This is a genomic window from Marinobacter sp. EN3, assembly GCF_000475315.1.
In the GTDB taxonomy this organism is placed as follows: domain Bacteria; phylum Pseudomonadota; class Gammaproteobacteria; order Pseudomonadales; family Oleiphilaceae; genus Marinobacter; species Marinobacter nauticus.
This window is the reverse complement of the sequence record NZ_AXCC01000023.1, coordinates 24,231-42,128: the sequence shown is the minus strand read 5'-3', so window position 1 is coordinate 42,128 and position 17,898 is coordinate 24,231. Positions and strand designations below refer to the sequence as shown.

The following is a 17,898-nucleotide window of genomic DNA, read 5'->3' as shown; positions in this document are numbered from 1 at the left end:
AGAGTATCTTGGAAGAACAGCCGATCATCATCAAACGCAAGAAAAAGGTTGTCGGCGGGCATCACGGCGGCTCCTGGAAAGTTGCGTTTGCCGATTTTGCGACCGCGATGATGGCGTTTTTTCTGGTGCTCTGGCTGACCGCGACGGCAACCCCAGAGCAGAAGCTGGCGGTAGAAGGTTACTTTAAGGACCCTGTGGGCTTTACTGACGGCGGCTCACCGAATCCGGTAGACCTTGAGGGCAGTGCTTCTGTCATTGAAGAGGCTACCCAGGATCAGGAAGCCAGTACCATCCAGATAGAAGATGAGGTCGTAGATGAGCTTGCAGATACGCTGGAGCAACGCAGAATGAGGCAGTTGTTCCAGGAGTTTCAGGAACGCATAGAGAACAGCGATACGCTTCAAGAATTCAAAGACCAGCTTTTACTAGACATTACGGATGAGGGACTGAGAATCCAGATTGTGGACAGGTCAGGACGTCCGATGTTCGACAGTGGCCGGGATGAATTGAAGTACTACTCCCAGGACATTCTCTTTGAGCTGGCGAAGAAGCTCGGCTCGGTCGATAACAAAATCAGTATTACCGGCCATACCGACGCCACACCGTTCAGTGGCCGGCCGGGTTACACCAACTGGGAGTTGTCGGCAGATCGCGCCAACACCGCGCGGCGAGCACTGGTTGCCGGTGGCGTCCGGCTGGAGCAGATTGCCCGGGTGGTGGGGCTAAGTGATTCGGTGCTGTTCGACAAGGACAATCCCACGGCTCCGGTGAACCGACGCATTTCCATTATTGTCCTGAATAAAAAGACCGCCGACAGTATTGAGACCGGGGCCGGACGTTCCGATAAGCCGCTGATTGATCTCACGCGTCCAACGGAGGAACAGGAGCAGCAGGCCCGGGAGCAGTTAGAAGACGGAGAGTGGTTCCAGCCAAAAGAAGAACCCGCTCCCGGCGAGCTCAATTGGTAGCTTTGATCCGGGGCTCAGGTCAGTTTGAGCCCTCGTGCCTGCTGATCGGTCATATCCTGAAGGATTCGATGAAAGCTCTTCAGGCGTTCCGGGGAGATATCTCCGGCCTCGGCGGCGGCATCCAGGGCGCAGCCTGGGTCGCCCATATGCCGGCAGTTGCGGAATTTGCAGAGCCCGATCAGCGGCCGGATTTCCCGAAAGCCGTATTCCACTTCCTGCGGCGTCATGTGCCAGAGACCGAACTCCCGGATACCCGGAGAATCGATCAGATCGCCCCCCCCGGGCAGGTGGAACAGTTTTGCCGTGGTGGTGGTATGCACGCCTTTGCCGGTGCTCTCGGAGACCGCGCCCACTCGCAGCAGCTCATCCGGTAACAGTGTCTGAATGATGGAAGACTTGCCCACGCCGGACTGACCCACAAAGACACTGGTCTGATTCCGCACCAGAGCTTCTACTTCCGGGGCTGGCGTGCCTGCGGTTTCTGCGGCTGAAGTGCGCGCCACCTCATAGCCCAGCGCCTGATATCTGGCCAGCAGGGCTTCGATCTGATCCCGGTTGTCGTCGTTAATCAGATCTGTCTTGTTCAGCAGGATTACCGCCGGAATGTCAGAGCTTTCAGACGCCACCAGATAACGATCGATCAGGTTGTCGTGGGGCTCGGGCTCGGGGGCAATTACCAGAATGATATGGTCGATATTGGCGGCCACCGGTTTTAGCGCGCCAAAGTTGTCCGGGCGCTGCAGCAGGTTTTCCCGTTCACAGCGGGCAACAATCACGCCGGTTTTGCTTTTGCCCGGGCGCCAGACCACCCGGTCTCCGGTCACCAGGCTGTCAATGTTGGCTCTGACGAAACAGCGGAACACCTGCCCGGATTCCGGGCCTTCAAGCGCCTCGATATCCAGTTGCTGGCCGTAGTGTGCAATCACCAGTCCATTCTGCTCAGGGCCAAGCTCACCGGCGGCGGCTTGTTCTTCCACCGCTTTTTCCTTGCGTGCAGCTCTCACCGTCCGTTCTTTCTGGATCTTTTCGATGCGCCATTGCTGGCGTTTGTTCAATCGTCGTTTTGCCATCTGCGTTCAATCGGTTAACCGGCGTTTGGGTATCACATCATACGTGAATCGTGGACAATACACAGAACTTCATCCACCCGACAAAACGGCATAGGTAACAGCGAGATGAGTAACGGCGACCGCCTGATCTGGATTGACCTGGAAATGACCGGTCTGGATCCCGAGCAAGAACGCATTATCGAGATGGCCAGCATCATCACCGACTCCCAGCTGAATATCGTGGCAGAGGGGCCGGTGATTGCCATTCACCAACCAGACAGCCTGCTGGAGCAGATGGATGAATGGTGTACCCGCACCCATGGTGCCAGTGGTCTGACCCAACGGGTCAAAGAGAGTACCATCAGCGAGGCAGAGGCCGAGCAGCAAACCCTCGAGTTTCTGGGCAAACATCTTGAGCCAGGACAATCCCCGCTCTGTGGCAACAGTATTGGTCAGGATCGGCGGTTTCTGGTGAAATACATGCCCAAACTGGAAGCCTTCTTCCACTACCGCAATCTCGATGTCTCAACGGTAAAGGAGCTGGCCCGCCGCTGGCGCCCGGACGTGCTGGAAGGAGTCAAGAAACAGGGCAGTCATCTGGCTCTGGACGATATCCGTGACTCCATCAATGAACTGCGTCACTACCGGGATCATTTCTTCAAGCTATAGTCCGTGCTGTTTCAAGGCCCAGGCCACGTGCTCGCGGACCAGTTCCGACGGGTGGTCGGCCCGGGCTTTGAGTGCCTCCACCACCGGAATGGTGCTGGGGGCGTTGCCCAGTCCCACCGCCAGATTCCTGAGCCAGTTTTCATAGCCGGTGCGCCGTATTGCTGACCCTTCCGTGCGCTTCAGAAACTCCTGCTCGGTCCACAGGAACAGCTCCGCCAGGGATGAATTGTCCAGACCATGCCTCGGTTTGAAGTCTTCCTCGTCGGTGGGCTTGTTGAACTTGTTCCAGGGGCAGACCAACTGACAATCGTCGCAGCCGAATACCCGGTTGCCCATTTGTGAACGCAGCTCCTCCGGGATCGGTCCTTTCAGTTCAATAGTGAGATAGCTGATGCAGCGCCGGGCATCCAGTAGGTGAGGGCCTACAAAGGCGTCGGTCGGGCATACGTCCAGGCAAGCAGCGCAAGAGCCGCAGTGTTGGCTGTCGAACGGTGCATCCAGGGGCAGAGGGGCATTGGTGAAGATTTCACCCAGAAAAAAGAACGAACCGGCTTTGGGGTGAATCAGCATGTTGTTTTTGCCAATCCAACCCAGTCCGGCCCGTTGCGCCAGTCCGCGCTCAAGTACCGGCGCGCTGTCGACAAATGCCCGGTAGTCATAGCCGTTGACAGCCTCGTCAATCCATTTTGCCAGCGTGGCCAGGCGTTTGCGCATCAGTTTGTGGTAGTCGCGCCCCAGGGCGTAGCGAGTAACGTAGGCCCGTTCCCGGTCAGTAAGCACTTGTTTCGGGTTGTCAGGTGCTGGCAGGTAATCCAGTCGGACGGAAATGACCCGGGTGGTCCCGGGTACCAGGGAGTCGGGTGTGTAACGTTTGTCGCCATGGTCGGCCATGTAGGCCATCTGGCCGTGGTAACCTGCTGCCAGCCAGCGCTGCAGGCGTTCAGCGTGAGGCCCCGTCTCCGCCTGGGTAATCCCGGCATCGGAAAAGCCCAGCTCCCGTGCCCAACGGCGGATCTGTGCAGGCAGGTCCGCGAGCTTTGTATGGAGCGTTTCTGAAGCTGGGTGTTCTGGAGTAACGGCCATAGTGGACTGCTGGCAGGTGCGGCCCTGCGAAGATTTAATTTGATTAAGTTATGACCTTTTTTCCTGTTTTGCTATGCTTTACAGGTATCTGGCCAATTTTCTTAAACCGGTTTCTGTATCTGGGAGTTCCCGGCAAATGCCCTCTGTTTCCGAGCACAGTCTACCAGAAGCGCTCTATTCCGCCGACTCGGTGCGGGCGATGGATCGCTATCTGATTGAACAGCAGGGGGTGGATGGCTTCGAATTGATGCAAACGGCAGCTAGATCGGCGTTCCGCCATCTGGTGGCATTCTGGCCCGGAGCGCAGCCTGTGCTTGTGTTGTGCGGGGCTGGCAATAACGGCGGCGATGGCTACCTGGTGGCCGCCAATGCTCAGCGTCATGGCATTGATGCGGCGTGTGTCGCCGTTGCACCTGTTGAAAAGCTCACGGGCGACGCCCGGTCTGCGTGCCAGAAAGCCCGGGCCGATGGTGTCGAGATTCTTGAAGGCAGTGCCCTGTCCGATGCCGATTTGCAAGCGCGGATGGATAGCGCTGCGGTGGTGGTAGATGCCATGCTCGGTACCGGAGTAACCGGCGCGCCCAGGGAGCCCTTTGCCAATGTTATTGGTCAGTTGAACCAATCCGGAAAGCCTGTATTGGCGGTGGATTTGCCGTCCGGCCTGGATGCCACAACCGGTGCCGCGACAGGGGATGTGGTGCATGCCGATGTGACGGTCACTTTTATCGGCGCCAAGACTGGCCTCTTCACCGGCGCAGGCGCGGGTGTCTGTGGTCAGGTAATGTTTGAAGCGCTGGGGGCGATTAACGCCGGTCAGCAGAGCGGGGAAATGCCCTTGGCCGAGCTTTATCCCTGGGCGCGATGCCAGTCCTGGTTGCCGGAACGCCCCGCTAACGCCCACAAGGGCATGTTCGGTCATGTCCTGGTGGTGGCGGGAGATCACGGTTTCGGCGGGGCGGGTATCATGGCTGCAGAGGCGGCCTCCAGGGCCGGCGCCGGGTTGGTGTCATTGGCCACCCGGCCGGAATACGTTACCGCTGCGCTGGCTCGTTGTCCGTCGTTGATGGTCAGGGGTGTAACCCACGGGTCTGAGTTGCCGGCTTTACTGGAGAAACCCGATGTCGTGGTCTGCGGACCCGGGATCGGCCAGTCCGCCTGGGGACAGCAAATGCTGCAGCAGGTTATTGCCAGTGGCAAGCCCAGAGTGTTGGACGCAGATGCACTCAACATCATGGCCGACCGCGCCCCGGCACCGGCGGACAACCATGTGCTGACGCTCCACCCGGGAGAAGCGGCCAGGCTGCTGGGCTGCAGTGTTCAGGAAGTCGAGGGGGACAGGATGGGAGCGGCAGCACGCATACAGAAGCTGTGGCATGGCATTGTCCTGCTCAAAGGTGCGGGTACGGTTGTTGCCACCGGCAGCGGAGTGCCCGGCATAATACCGGGCGGTAATCCGGGGATGGCGACAGGGGGCATGGGCGATGTGCTGTCGGGCATCCTGGGGGCATTTCTCGGGCAAATTCCGTCCGCCCGTCAGGCGGTAATGGCTTCAGCGGCTTTACATCTGGCGGCCGCGGATGAGGCGGGGCAGAATAAAGGCTATATGGGGCTGCTCCCGGCTGATGTGATCGAAGCCGTGCCACAGGTGCTGGTAAGGTCGGAGCGGCCTGAATGTTTTAGTGACCGGGGGAATCGATGAGTATTTTTGGTAATGAACGCCGGTTGTTTCTGGAAGATGAGGCCGAGACGGAAAAACTTGGTGGTGAGTTGGCCCGGTTGGCCAGTCATGCCCGGGAAGGCCTCACCGTTTTTCTCGACGGCGAATTGGGGATGGGCAAGACGACCCTGAGCCGTGGTGTTATGAGAGGGCTTGGCCACGAGGGTGCCGTCAAGAGCCCGACCTATACACTGGTTGAACCCTACGAACACTTGGAACCACCGGTGTACCATTTTGATCTGTACCGGCTGGGTGACCCCGAGGAACTGGAATACATGGGAATCCGGGATTATTTTGCCAGCCAGAGCATCCGGATTATTGAGTGGCCGGAGCGTGGTCAGGGAGTCTTGCCTGATCCGGATCTGGAAATCCATCTTGAACGGGAAGGTCAGGGGCGCTCTGTGGTATTGCGCGCCCGTTCGGAGCTTGGGGCTTCCTTGCTTAATGAAATAGAACTGATAGGGCCGGATTCATGAAAATCTTGGTGATTATGGCGCTGTTGCTTTCAGCCAGTACAGTTTTGGCCGGTACCCGTGTCGAGGGGGTGCGTTTGTGGCCGGCTCCGGATCATACCCGCCTGGTGCTGGACACTGCCGGTCTGGTTGAGCACAACGTATTCTCTCTGAGTGGACCGTCCCGGCTGGTTATTGATCTGAAGGATGCTGCTCTCGGCACGGATTTCAGCAAGGTCGACCTTTCCGGCAGCCCCATTCAGCGTATTCGCAGCGCGCCAAGGAATGGTAACGATTTGCGGGTGGTGCTGGATCTGAAAAGTGATATCAAGCCTCGCAGCTTTGTGCTGGAGCCGAATCAGCAGTATGGCCATCGTCTGGTGGTCGATTTGATTGACGAACAGGGCAGCCGTCTCGATCGGGCGACGAGCCCGACGGTGACCCAGGATTCTGCCGGTAAGCGTGACATTATCGTGGTTATCGACGCCGGTCATGGCGGCGAAGATCCGGGCGCAATCGGGCCCCGGGGGACCCGGGAAAAGGATGTCGTGCTGAGAATGGCAAAGCGTCTGGCCGATCTGATCAACCAGCAGAAAGGGTTCACTGCCAAGCTTACTCGGACAGGCGATTATTACGTGGGCTTGCGGAACCGCACCTTGCTGGCCCGCAAGTACAACGCGGATCTGTTCGTGTCGGTGCACGCCGATGCCTTCAGAACGCCGCAGCCACGGGGAGCATCCGTCTTCGCGCTGTCTCAGCGCGGTGCCACCAGTGAAACGGCTCGATGGCTCGCCCAGAGCGAGAACCGTTCAGATTTGATCGGTGGTGCCGGCGGTGTCTCTCTGGATGGCCGTGATGACATGCTGGCCGGGGTATTGCTGGATCTCTCCATGACCGCAAGTATCAACGCCAGTCTGGGGGTTGGAGATTCCGTGCTGGGCCGGTTGGGCCGTGTGGCCAAGCTTCACAAACAGGGGGTGGAGCAGGCGGCATTTGTGGTTTTGAAGTCGCCGGACATCCCCTCGATTCTGGTGGAGGCCGGTTTCATCTCGAATCCGACCGAAGAGAAGAATCTTGCGTCCGAGTGGTACCGCAACAAGCTGGCCAACGCCATTTTCGATGGCATCGAGCAGTATTTTCGTCGCACACCACCTCCCGGCACGTTGCTGGCCTGGGAAAAACAGCAAAACCGGGGTGGCACCGACGTCAGCCAGTACCGGATACAGCGAGGTGATACTCTCTCGGGCGTTGCCCGGGAGAATCAGACCACCGTCAGCGAGCTGATGCGCTTTAACGGGATGAACGATGATCGTGTTATGGTAGGGCAAACCATTCGCATCCCCTCATCCTGATCAAGAGGTAGTCCCCGGATATGCCCCACATCCAGTTACTGTCCCCCCGGCTTGCCAACCAGATTGCTGCCGGGGAGGTGGTAGAACGTCCTGCTTCTGTTGTTAAAGAGCTGGTTGAAAATGCCCTGGATGCCGGGGCCTCGCGCGTCGATGTGGAGATCGAGCAGGGTGGGGCAAAACTGATCCGGGTGCGTGACGACGGCTCCGGTATTGAAGAGGCGGACCTGCCTCTGGCCCTGAGCCGGCATGCCACCAGCAAAATCCTGACCCTGGATGATCTTGAGGCTGTGGCCTCTCTGGGATTCCGGGGTGAGGCATTGGCCAGTATCAGCTCCGTGTCACGCCTGACCCTCACCTCCCGTACCGAGTTGCAGGAAGCGGCGGCCCGTGTTGAGGTGGAAGGCCGCGACATGGATGCTCGCATCTCACCGGCGGCCCATCCCGTGGGTACCACGGTTGAAGTGAGGGATCTGTTCTTCAATACTCCTGCCCGCCGCAAATTCCTGCGCACGGAAAAAACCGAATTCAACCACGTTGAAGAGTGTGTTCGCCGTCAGGCTCTGAGTCGGTTCGATACCGGTTTTACCCTGCGTCATAACCAGAGAGTGGTGCAAAGCCTGCGCCCTGCTGAGACGGATCTGGACAAGGAACGTCGGATTGGTTCGCTGTGTGGCCAGCAGTTTATCGACAATGCGGTAGTTATTGATGCCGAGGCCACCGGGTTGCGCCTTTGGGGTTGGGTGGCGCTGCCGACCTTTTCCCGCAGTCAGGCAGATCTGCAGTACTTTTTTGTGAATGGCCGGGTGATCCGGGACAAACTGGTCGCCCATGCAGTTCGCCAGGCCTACCGGGACGTTCTGTACAACAACCGTCACCCTGCATTTGTGCTGTACCTGGAGGTAGATCCGGCTACGGTGGATGTCAACGTTCACCCAACCAAGCATGAGGTTCGGTTCCGCGACGGCCGGCTGGTTCACGATTTTATTTTCCGGACTCTGCATCGAGCCCTGGCGGATGTACGCCCGGACGATCATCTCCGTGGGGCGGCGGCCCAATCCTTTGGTCGTGAGTCTGCGGTTGTTGAACCCGAGCATTCGGCTGGCGGTTTTAGTGCCCCGGGTACATCGGGACCCTGGCCCACACAGTCACGCACTGAGGCTTATCCGTCGTCGCCCGGGCAGTCACCCCAGCAGGAGTGGCGGGCCAGTGATCAGATGGCGTTTTACCAGTCGTTGAATGAGGGTGGCGGTGTTTCAACCCCTGTTGCCCGGGCAGAAATGCCAGCGGCGTCAGCTTCGGTTACGCCGCCCAGGGATGATGCGGAAGAGCCGCCACTGGGTTATGCGATTGCCCAGCTGCACGGAATCTACATTCTGGCCCAGAGCCGTGCCGGCCTGATCGTGGTGGATATGCATGCCGCCCATGAGCGTATTACTTATGAGCGCATGAAGCGGGCCCTGGTCGAACAGGATCTTAAGAGCCAGCCTTTGCTGGTGCCCCTGTCACTGGCAGTGAGCCAGAAAGAGGCGGCGCTTGCGGAGAGCCATGGAGAAGAGCTGCAGCACCTTGGTCTGCAGATTGAGCGTATCGGGCCAGAGACGTTGGCAGTGCGGCAGATCCCGGCATTGCTCCGAGGGGCAGACACTGAGCAGCTGGTGCGCGATGTGCTGGCAGATCTGATTGAGCACGGCCAGAGTGATCGCGTTGAAGCGGTCACCCATGAATTGCTCGGCACCATGGCCTGCCATGGGTCGGTGCGGGCAAACCGGCAGCTCACGATTCCAGAAATGAATTCGTTGCTTCGCGATATGGAAGCAACGGAGCGCAGCGGACAGTGCAACCATGGCCGTCCCACCTGGACCCTGGTCACCCTGTCTGAACTGGACAAGCTGTTTCTGCGGGGGCGCTAAGCGGTGATTCCCGATAACCGCTCCCAGCAGGGTTCATTGCCGCCAACGATCTTTCTGATGGGGCCGACTGCGTCTGGCAAGACCGATCTTGCCATTGAGCTCTGCCGTACGTTGCCCTGTGAAATCATCAGTGTGGATTCCGCGATGGTTTATCGTGGCATGGACATTGGCACTGCCAAACCTTCGCCTGAAGAACTCGCGCTGGCACCACATCGATTGATCGATATCTGTGATCCGGCGGAGACCTATTCCGCGGCGGATTTTCGCCGCGATGCGTTGGCGGCCATGAGCGATATATCTGGCCGTGGCCGGATCCCGTTGCTGGTGGGTGGCACCATGATGTACTTCAAGGCGTTGCTGCATGGCATGTCGAATCTGCCTTCGGCAAATCAGGCGCTGCGGGCAGAAATTGAGCGGGAAGCCGAACGCGATGGCTGGGGCGCCCTTCATGAGGAGTTGGCAGAAAAAGATCCCGAGGCTGCGCGCCTGATTCATCCCAACAATCGCCAGCGACTGATGCGGGCCATTGAGGTGATCCGGCTTACAGATAAGCCGATCTCCTCGTTCTGGCAGTCAGAATCGGGAACTTCCGGGCAACATCCGCAGTCTGGTATTGAGGATTACACGTATTTTACCAGCTGGCAGGCAGACGAAAGCGCTGGCCTGCCGTATACTGTTTTTCAGTTTGCCCTGGCGCCTGCCGAGCGCTCTGTGCTGCATTCGCGGATACAGAAACGGTTTCTGGCAATGCTGGAAGCAGGCTTCCTTGATGAAGTCCGTGCCTTGATGGCGCGGGGTGATCTCAGCCCCGATCTTCCCTCGATGCGTTGCGTGGGTTATCGACAGGCCTGGGATTACCTGTCAGGCAACGAGGATTACGACAGCTTTGTTGCCAAGGGCGTTGCCGCCACCCGTCAGTTGGCGAAACGGCAGCTTACCTGGTTGCGAAAATGGCGAGATGTGCACTGGCTGGACTCCGCCGACCCGCAAGTGGTGCTGGATACCTTGAAAAAATCCGGGCTTCACACCACATTTAACGTTGAATAATGACGATCTGCATTTACTTATAAACAGGAGAAAACACATGTCAAAAGGGCACTCTTTACAAGACCCTTACCTCAATGCATTGCGCAAGGAACGCATTCCGGTTTCCATCTTTCTGGTCAATGGTATCAAGCTTCAGGGCCAGATTGAGTCTTTTGACCAGTTCGTGATTCTTCTCAAGAACACGGTGAGCCAGATGGTTTACAAGCACGCTATTTCCACTGTGGTTCCTGCTCGTAACGTCCGGCTACCGCAGCAGAACCCGGCAGGTGAAGGTGAGTCTGAAGACTGATAACGCCTGCTTTTCCCGCTTTCACACCCGCGCTCCAGGACAGCCTATGTGCTTGAATGGTCGCGGGTGTTTGTGTTTATGGAGTTGATGAAACTTGTTTGAGCGTCCAGATGTCGGAGAACGGGCGGTTCTCGTTCACATTGATTTTACCGCCCACGACGATACCGAAGATCCGGGAGAGTTCCGGGAACTGGTGACATCCGCCGGCGTAGAGCCGGTTGCTACGGTAACCGGCACCCGGAAGCAGCCCAGCCCGCGTTTTTTTGTGGGAGAGGGCAAGCTTGAGGAAATCCGGGATGCCGTGGCCGCTTCCGAGGCCGATGTGGTGCTGTTCAATCATGCCCTGAGCCCGAGCCAGGAACGTAACATTGAGCGCGAGCTCAAGTGCCGGGTGCTTGATCGCACGGGCGTGATCCTGGATATCTTTGCGCAGCGGGCCCGGACCCACGAGGGCAAGCTGCAGGTGGAACTGGCGCAGCTGGAGCATATGTCTACCCGGCTGGTGCGGGGCTGGACTCACCTGGAGCGCCAGAAAGGGGGTATCGGCTTGCGGGGGCCGGGTGAAACCCAGCTCGAAACCGACCGCCGGCTGCTGCGCGAACGCATCAAATCCATTCACCGGCGCCTGGAAAAAGTCCGCAAGCAACGGGATCAGGGCCGTCGCGCACGCAAGCGTGCCGACATACCCACGTTGTCGCTGGTGGGTTACACCAACGCGGGCAAGTCCACGCTGTTCAACCGAATTACCACTTCCAGCGTATATGCAGCAGACCAGTTGTTCGCGACCCTGGATCCGACCCTGCGCCGTCTGGAACTTCCCGACATCGGGCCGGTCGTAATGGCCGACACCGTGGGCTTCATCCGGCATTTGCCGCACAAGCTGGTGGAGGCCTTCCGGGCGACGCTGGAAGAAACCACGCAGGCCACGTTGCTGTTGCATGTGATCGACTGTCACGACAGCCGCCGGGATGAAAACATCGAGCAGGTGGAAAATGTGCTGGCCGAAATCGGAGCCGATGAGATTCCGATGCTACAGGTGTTCAACAAGATTGACCTGCTTGATGGTTTTGAGCCCCGCATTGATCGCAACGAAGAAGGATTGCCGGTGCGAGCCTGGGTGTCGGCCGTAAGCGGTGAAGGCCTGCAGCTGCTGTTTGACGCCATCGTCGAGCGTCTGGCAGAGGATGTGGTGCACCACTTTGTGCGTCTTGGCCCTGCCGATGGCAAGCTTAGAGCGCTTCTGCACGAGGCGGGTTCGGTACTGAGTGAAGAGCATTGCGACAACGGCGATCAGGTGCTGGAAGTCCGGCTGCAGAACCGGGACTGGCTGCAGCTTCTGAGCCGTGCCGGTGTACGTGAGGACGTGATCCGGTTGGAAAGCCGGCCGGTCTGAATGGCCCCTGCTATTGCCGGGGCCTTGATAAATCCCTAGTATTTGCAGCCATTCGATTAAACACGAACGGAGAGAACTATGGCCTGGAATGAACCGGGTGGAAACCGTAACGACAATGATCCCTGGGGAACCGGTGGTGGTCGTCGCGGCAATGATCAGGGGCCACCAGACCTCGATGAAGCGCTGAAGAAGGGGCTCGACAAGCTCAATCGCATGCTTGGCGGCAAAGGCGGCAACTCTGGCGGTGGCAGCAGCTCCGGCGGCAGCGCAGGTGGATTTGGTGCCATTCTGGCCATTGTGGCCATTCTGGTGGTGGGTTATGTCATCTATCAGTCGTTCTATACCGTGGACGAACAGGAGCGGGCGGTGGTGCTGCGCTTCGGTGAGTATAACCGTACCGAAAACCCGGGCCTACGGTTCAAGGTGCCCTTGATTGATACTGTCAACAAGGTTCGGGTTACCAGCATCCGTACCGCCGAGTCTTCCGGCCAGATGCTGACCCAGGATGAAAACCTGGTGACCGTGGATCTTCAGGTCCAGTATCGCGTGGGTGATGCCCAGGCGTATGTGCTCAATGTCCGTGACTCCAACCAGGCCCTGGCATTTGCCACCGACAGCGCCCTGCGCCATGAAGTCGGTAGCTCGTCCCTGGATGACGTGCTGACCGAAGGTCGGGCGGAACTTGCGGTGCGGGTTGAGCAGCGCCTGCAGAGCTTCCTGAGAGAGTATGGCACCGGCCTTGAAATTGTCCGGGTCAACGTTGAAAGCACTCAGCCGCCGGCTCCGGTGCAGGATGCGTTCCGCGAGGTTCAGCGTGCTCGCGAGGATGAGCAGCGTCTGAAGGAAGAGGCCGAAACCTACCGTAACAAGATTGTTCCCGAGGCCCGAGGTCAGGCACAGCGCATGATCGAGGAAGCCAACGCGTACAAGCAGGAAGTGATCGAGCGGGCGCGCGGTGAAACTGCACGCTTCAATCAGTTGCTGGCCGTGTATGAGCAGGCCCCGGTAGTTACCCGTGAGCGCATGTACATTCAGGCTCTGGAACAGGTGCTGGGTAACAGCAGCAAAATCTTTGTCGATACCGAGAGCAGCGGCAACATGATGTATCTGCCCCTGGATCGTCTGACACAGGGTTCCCTGTCGTCATCTGGCAGCCGGATGTCCGGTAGCAGTGGCCAGCAGGTGGATATCCAGACTCTGACCGACCAGGTGCTGCAGGAGCTGCGCACCCGCCAGGACACCAATACCCGGAGGAGCAGATAAGTTATGGGACCTAAAGGTGTAGTGGGCCTTGCAGGCGCCCTCATTGTTGTCCTGCTCGTGCTGTCCAGTGTGTACATCATCCCGGAGACCCATCGGGGCGTGAAGCTTCGCTTCGGGGAGCTGGTAGAGACCAATATCCAGGCTGGCCTGCATTTCAAGGTGCCGGTCATCGATCAGATCCGGGAATTCGATATCCGGGTGCTGACCATGGATCTGCCATCCCGTCAGTACCTGACGGTTGAGAAGAAACCGCTGGATGTGGATTCCTATGTGGCCTGGAAAATCCGTGATGTGGACCAGTTCTATCGTTCCACCGGCGGTGACGAATTCCGTGCCCAGACGCTGATTCTGTCCCGCGTGGACAACGGTCTTCGTGATGAGTTCGGTGTACGCACCATGCACGAAGTGGTGTCCGGTCAGCGTGATGAGCTGATGCACACTCTGCGTGATCGTGTGAACGAGACGTCCGTCAAGGAGTTCGGTATCGAGGTGCTTGATATTCGTGTCAAGGCGATCGAGTTGCCGGGTCAGGTGAGCGAGAACGTCTACCGTCGGATGGCGACTGAACGCCAGAAGCTGGCCCAGGAATTCCGTTCCCGCGGTCAGGAGTTGGCCGAGGGTATCCGTGCTGATGCCGATCGTCAGCAAACGGTGATTCTGGCGAACGCCTTTGCCGAAGCCGAGACCACCCGTGGTGAAGGTGATGGTGAAGCCGCCACCATTTACGCCGAGGCTTATGGTGCCAACGAAGAGTTCTACAGCTTCTACCGCAGCCTGCAGGCGTACCAGAACACCTTCTCCAGCAAGGATGACATCATGGTGATTGATTCCGACAGTGACTTCATGAAGTTCCTGAAGAATCCGGCCGGCGCTAACTGAGCCGGCTGACACCAGCTAAACCGGAATCTGCGGGGAAATTTTGCTGAACCCCTGGATTCCGGTTTTTTTGTGTCTGCCAACCGTGTAAAATTCTGGCGGTTTTGTGTCGGGTTTTCCGAGCCCGAGCGCCTAAATCCTGAGTTACCCCCTGGCTCCATGGCCAGCGAGGGAAAAACGGACAACAGAATCTCATGACTGTATCTGATCGCTGGTTACTGCCTGACGGGGTAGAGGACATTCTGCCGCCGCTGGCCGGGCGGATCGAGTCCCTGCGCCGGGATGTTATGGATACCTGCCAGCGCTGGGGCTACCAGCTGGTTATTCCTCCGCTGATTGAATATCTCGAATCCCTCTTTACCGGTACAGGCCACGACCTGGAACTGCAGACGTTCAAACTGACCGATCAGCTGACTGGTCGGATGATGGGCGTTCGCGCCGACATGACGCCCCAGGCTGCCCGCATAGACGCGCATACCCTGGGCCAGGATGGCATTACCCGGTTGTGTTATGCCGGCCATGTGCTGCATACCCGGCCGCGCCATATGCTGACCGGACGGACACCGATTCAGGCCGGTTGCGAGCTGTTTGGTAGTGGCTCCGAAGCGGCCGATATGGAAGTGATCAGCCTGATGCTGGAAACCTTGCGGGTGGCCGGTTTGCCCAGGCTGCATCTGGACCTGGCTCACGTTTCAATCTATGAAAGCCTGGTCTCCGACGCCGGATTTGATCGTGATACCGAAGCGGCGGTATTTGATGCCATGGCACGCAAGTCCGTACCCGAGCTGGATCGCCTGCTGGGGGATTGTGTGCCGGGCTCTGCTGGTTGCCGGTTGCGCCAGCTGGCCAGGGTCAGCGGTGGGGTGGAATCTCTGGCCGATGCCCGGGAAATTCTCAGTGGCGCCTCCGGTGCTATTGATGCGGCGCTGGATCAACTTGCCCGAGTGGCGGACATGTTGAACCGCGATTTTCCGGAAGTCAGCCTGGGCTTCGACTTTTGTGAATTGCGCGGATACAACTATCACACCGGTTTGGTCTTTGCGGCCTATGTGCCGGGCCATGGCGATGCTGTGGCGAAAGGTGGCCGATATGACGCTATTGGCAGTGACTTTGGTCGCGCGCGGCCTGCCACCGGGTTCAGTCTGGATATCCGCGCACTGGTGTCGCTGGGCGAACGCCCGTTCCGTAAAGCCGGAGCCATATGGGCGCCAGCGGACAACGACGCCGCGCTGGAAGGCGTGATTTCCGGCCTGAGAATGACTGAAACGGTGATCCGGGCATTGCCGGATGATCGTGAGACGGATCCTTCGGAGCGGGGGTGTGACCGTCAACTGGTGAATCGTGATGGCCAATGGGTGGTAGAAACCATCGCCTGAGCCGTTTTTGTTTAATTTCCGGGGTAAATCTTCAGGGCGTGTGCTTCTGGCCCGTCTGAATTGAGAGAGAATCATGGGTAAAAACGTAGTTGTGCTGGGCACCCAGTGGGGTGATGAAGGCAAGGGCAAGATTGTTGACCTTCTGACAGACAAGGTGGCTGCCGTTGTCCGCTTTCAGGGCGGGCATAATGCCGGTCACACACTGGTGATCGAAGGTAAGAAGACGGCTCTGCACCTGATTCCGTCCGGCATACTGCGGCAGGATGTCCAGTGCCTCATCGGTAACGGTGTGGTGCTGTCGCCGGAAGCCCTGCTGAAAGAAGTGCGGGAGCTGGAGGCTAACGGTGTTGCCGTTCGTGACCGCCTGAAAATCAGCCTGGCTTGCCCGATCATCCTGCGCACCCACGTGCGTATTGATCAGGCCCGCGAACGTGCCCGTGGCAATGACAAGATTGGTACCACCGGCCGGGGAATTGGCCCTGCGTATGAGGACAAGGTTTCCCGCCGGGGTGTTCGGTTGGGTGACCTGTGCAACCCCGCCGATTTCGAGATCAAGCTGCGGGAAATCATGTCGTACCACAACTTCGTTCTCACCGAGTACTTCAAGGAAGAGGCCGAGGATATCGATGCGGCCCTGGAAGAACTCAGACAGATGGGCGAGGAAATCCTGCCCATGGCCGCAGACGTAACCGACATTCTGCACGACTACCGCAAGCGCGGAGAGCACATCCTGTTCGAAGGCGCTCAGGGCTCGTTGCTGGATATCGACCTGGGTACCTATCCGTACGTGACGTCCTCCAATACCACCGCTGGCGGCACCGCTACCGGCTCCGGTTTTGGTCCGCTGTATCTGGACTATGTGCTGGGTATCACCAAGGCCTACACTACCCGGGTAGGTTCCGGCCCGTTCCCGACCGAACTGTTTGACGACATGGGCAAGCACCTCGCCGTCAAGGGCAACGAAGTGGGCACCACCACCGGTCGTTCCCGCCGTTGTGGCTGGTTTGATGCGGTCGCTCTGCGCCATGCTATCCAGATCAACAGTGTGTCCGGTATCTGCCTGACCAAGCTGGACGTTCTGGACGGTCTGGAAACGGTGAAGGTGTGTATTGGCTACAAGACTCCGAACGGCGAAATTACCCGTCCCCCCATCGGCTGCGACAGCTACAGTGATATCGAGCCGGTGTATGAGGAGCTGCCGGGCTGGAGCGAGAGCACGGTTGGCCTGACCAGCGTGGATCAACTGCCGGAGAATGCCAAGGCCTATATCCGCTTCCTGGAAGAGCAGATCGAGGCGCCGATTGATATTATTTCCACCGGTCCGGATCGTGTGGAAACCATTACTCTGCGGCATCCGTTCGGAGAGTAAGTTCAGAAGCTAATAAAAACCGCCTGTGGTGGATGCCCCAGGCGGTTTTTTGTGCCGGTTTTCTGGTGCAGGGTGTCAGGGCTTTTCCGCGATCAGTGTCGCCCGCTTGGGGCCCGGGTAGCCCTCAATGGTTTTCGAGGGATTGTCTGGGTCCAGAAAGTCCGCCAGTGAATTGAAACGCATCCAGTCGGTCTGGCGCTGCTCATCGGTGGTGGTCTCACTGACGTCTACCACCCGGGCGTTGCGAAAGCCGGTTCTGTCCAGCCACCGGAGCAGGGTCGGGCAGCTCGGCAAGAACCAGACGTTGCGCATCTGGCCGTAACGGTCTTCGGGCATCAGGCTGTAGCCCTCCGGGCCGTCTACAACCAGGGTTTCCAGCACCAGTTCGCCGCCGCGACGCAGCGTGCCCTTGAGTTCCAGCAGATGATCCAGCGGTGAACGACGATGATACAGCACGCCCATGGAGAAGGTGGTGTCAAAGCATTCCATGTCGGCCGGGAGGTCTTCCATGCGCACCGGGAGCAGATCGACCGGAGCCTGGCCCAGATACCCTTTGACCGCCAGGAACTGGAACATGAACAACAGCCCCGGGTCGATGCCGATCACCTGCCTGGCCCCCGCTCCAGCCATGCGCCAGCAATGGTAGCCGGAGCCGCAGCCCACATCCAGAATGGTACGCCCCGCCAGATCCGCCAGATGCGGTGCTACCCGGTCCCATTTCCAGTCTGAGCGCCATTCGGTGTCAATGTAGGTGCCGAAGAAATCGAACGGGCCCTTACGCCAGGGCATCAGGCCCCGCAGCCCGTCTTCAAGGCGGGTCATGGCGTCTGGATCCAGGCCGCCGGGGCTGGTCAATGTGATTGCAGACCGATTCAGGTCGACCCTGGCATCGGCAACCTCTGGCAAGGACTGCAGTGCGTTGTGCCAGCGTTCCATATCGCCGTGGGGGTTGTCCTCAAACCGTCGAGTGAGTTGTTCTTTCAGGGCTGTGGTCCACCGGGTGTTACCGGTTTCGTTCAGGTAGGAAAGAACGGGATCAAAGTGCTTGTGCCAGTCAAACAGTGCCATGGAGTGTCTTTCGGTGG

The 17,898-nt window shown here is 58.6% G+C and carries 16 protein-coding genes; 13 read left to right on the top strand and 3 right to left on the bottom strand.

Features of this window, described 5'->3' with window-relative positions:
* Positions 1-8 precede the first annotated feature (8 nt).
* On the top strand, positions 9-968 hold the full coding sequence (motB, locus tag Q675_RS27570; protein ID WP_011786223.1) for a flagellar motor protein MotB: 960 nt from the start codon (positions 9-11) through the stop codon (positions 966-968).
* Positions 969-982: 14 nt separating this feature from the next.
* Here the strand turns inward: motB and rsgA are convergent, their stop codons facing one another.
* Positions 983-2,038 (bottom strand): small ribosomal subunit biogenesis GTPase RsgA, encoded by a 1,056-nt coding sequence (rsgA, locus tag Q675_RS27565; protein WP_011786222.1) that lies wholly within the window; start codon positions 2,036-2,038, stop codon positions 983-985.
* Positions 2,039-2,143: 105 nt separating this feature from the next.
* Between rsgA and orn the strand changes: the two genes are divergently transcribed.
* A complete protein-coding gene (gene orn / locus Q675_RS27560; RefSeq protein WP_011786221.1) occupies positions 2,144-2,686 on the top strand; it encodes an oligoribonuclease in 543 nt (180 codons plus the stop codon).
* Here the strand turns inward: orn and queG are convergent.
* A complete protein-coding gene (gene queG / locus Q675_RS27555; RefSeq protein WP_023011134.1) occupies positions 2,681-3,769 on the bottom strand; it encodes a tRNA epoxyqueuosine(34) reductase QueG in 1,089 nt (362 codons plus the stop codon). The two genes, orn and queG, sit on opposite strands and share 6 nt — an antisense overlap.
* A 136-nt stretch (positions 3,770-3,905) precedes the next feature.
* Here queG and Q675_RS27550 point away from each other — a divergent pair, with 136 nt between their 5' ends.
* The 11 genes from Q675_RS27550 (at position 3,906) to Q675_RS27500 (ending at position 16,813) form a co-directional block, all read left to right on the top strand.
* On the top strand, positions 3,906-5,468 hold the full coding sequence (locus Q675_RS27550; protein WP_031211315.1) for a bifunctional ADP-dependent NAD(P)H-hydrate dehydratase/NAD(P)H-hydrate epimerase: 1,563 nt from the start codon (positions 3,906-3,908) through the stop codon (positions 5,466-5,468).
* A complete protein-coding gene (gene tsaE / locus Q675_RS27545) occupies positions 5,465-5,962 on the top strand; it encodes a tRNA (adenosine(37)-N6)-threonylcarbamoyltransferase complex ATPase subunit type 1 TsaE (protein WP_011786218.1) in 498 nt (165 codons plus the stop codon). The genes Q675_RS27550 and tsaE overlap by 4 nt, the downstream gene beginning before the upstream one ends.
* Positions 5,959-7,290, top strand: coding sequence for an N-acetylmuramoyl-L-alanine amidase (locus Q675_RS27540; protein WP_014422153.1), 1,332 nt, complete (start codon positions 5,959-5,961; stop codon positions 7,288-7,290). Before tsaE ends, Q675_RS27540 begins: the two co-directional genes overlap by 4 nt.
* A 20-nt stretch (positions 7,291-7,310) precedes the next feature.
* Entirely contained in the window at positions 7,311-9,200 is a 1,890-nt protein-coding gene (mutL, locus tag Q675_RS27535; RefSeq protein ID WP_014422152.1) for a DNA mismatch repair endonuclease MutL, read from the top strand.
* A gap of 57 nt (positions 9,201-9,257) precedes the next feature.
* Positions 9,258-10,247 carry a tRNA (adenosine(37)-N6)-dimethylallyltransferase MiaA gene (gene miaA / locus Q675_RS27530; RefSeq protein ID WP_220150698.1) on the top strand — a complete coding sequence of 330 codons (990 nt, stop codon included), beginning with the start codon at positions 9,258-9,260 and terminating at the stop codon, positions 10,245-10,247.
* A 37-nt stretch (positions 10,248-10,284) separates the two neighbouring features.
* The gene (gene hfq / locus Q675_RS27525) at positions 10,285-10,536 is read left to right on the top strand and encodes an RNA chaperone Hfq (RefSeq protein ID WP_011786214.1); all 252 of its coding nucleotides are present in this window, start codon (positions 10,285-10,287) and stop codon (positions 10,534-10,536) included.
* A 94-nt stretch (positions 10,537-10,630) separates the two neighbouring features.
* Positions 10,631-11,929, top strand: coding sequence for a ribosome rescue GTPase HflX (hflX, locus tag Q675_RS27520; protein WP_022991412.1), 1,299 nt, complete (start codon positions 10,631-10,633; stop codon positions 11,927-11,929).
* A gap of 78 nt (positions 11,930-12,007) precedes the next feature.
* Positions 12,008-13,192 carry an FtsH protease activity modulator HflK gene (gene hflK / locus Q675_RS27515; protein WP_023011132.1) on the top strand — a complete coding sequence of 395 codons (1,185 nt, stop codon included), beginning with the start codon at positions 12,008-12,010 and terminating at the stop codon, positions 13,190-13,192.
* Between the two features lie 3 nt (positions 13,193-13,195).
* Positions 13,196-14,071 (top strand): protease modulator HflC, encoded by an 876-nt coding sequence (hflC, locus tag Q675_RS27510; RefSeq protein ID WP_023011131.1) that lies wholly within the window; start codon positions 13,196-13,198, stop codon positions 14,069-14,071.
* A gap of 191 nt (positions 14,072-14,262) precedes the next feature.
* Positions 14,263-15,444, top strand: a complete 1,182-nt coding sequence (locus tag Q675_RS27505; RefSeq protein ID WP_023011130.1) for an ATP phosphoribosyltransferase regulatory subunit — start codon at positions 14,263-14,265, stop codon at positions 15,442-15,444.
* Between the two features lie 73 nt (positions 15,445-15,517).
* The gene (locus tag Q675_RS27500) at positions 15,518-16,813 is read left to right on the top strand and encodes an adenylosuccinate synthase (RefSeq protein WP_011786209.1); all 1,296 of its coding nucleotides are present in this window, start codon (positions 15,518-15,520) and stop codon (positions 16,811-16,813) included.
* A 75-nt stretch (positions 16,814-16,888) separates the two neighbouring features.
* Here the strand turns inward: Q675_RS27500 and cmoB are convergent, their stop codons facing one another.
* Positions 16,889-17,881: a tRNA 5-methoxyuridine(34)/uridine 5-oxyacetic acid(34) synthase CmoB gene (cmoB, locus tag Q675_RS27495; RefSeq protein WP_023011129.1), complete on the bottom strand. Its 993-nt coding sequence runs from the start codon at positions 17,879-17,881 to the stop codon at positions 16,889-16,891.
* Between the last annotated feature and the right edge of the window lie 17 nt (positions 17,882-17,898).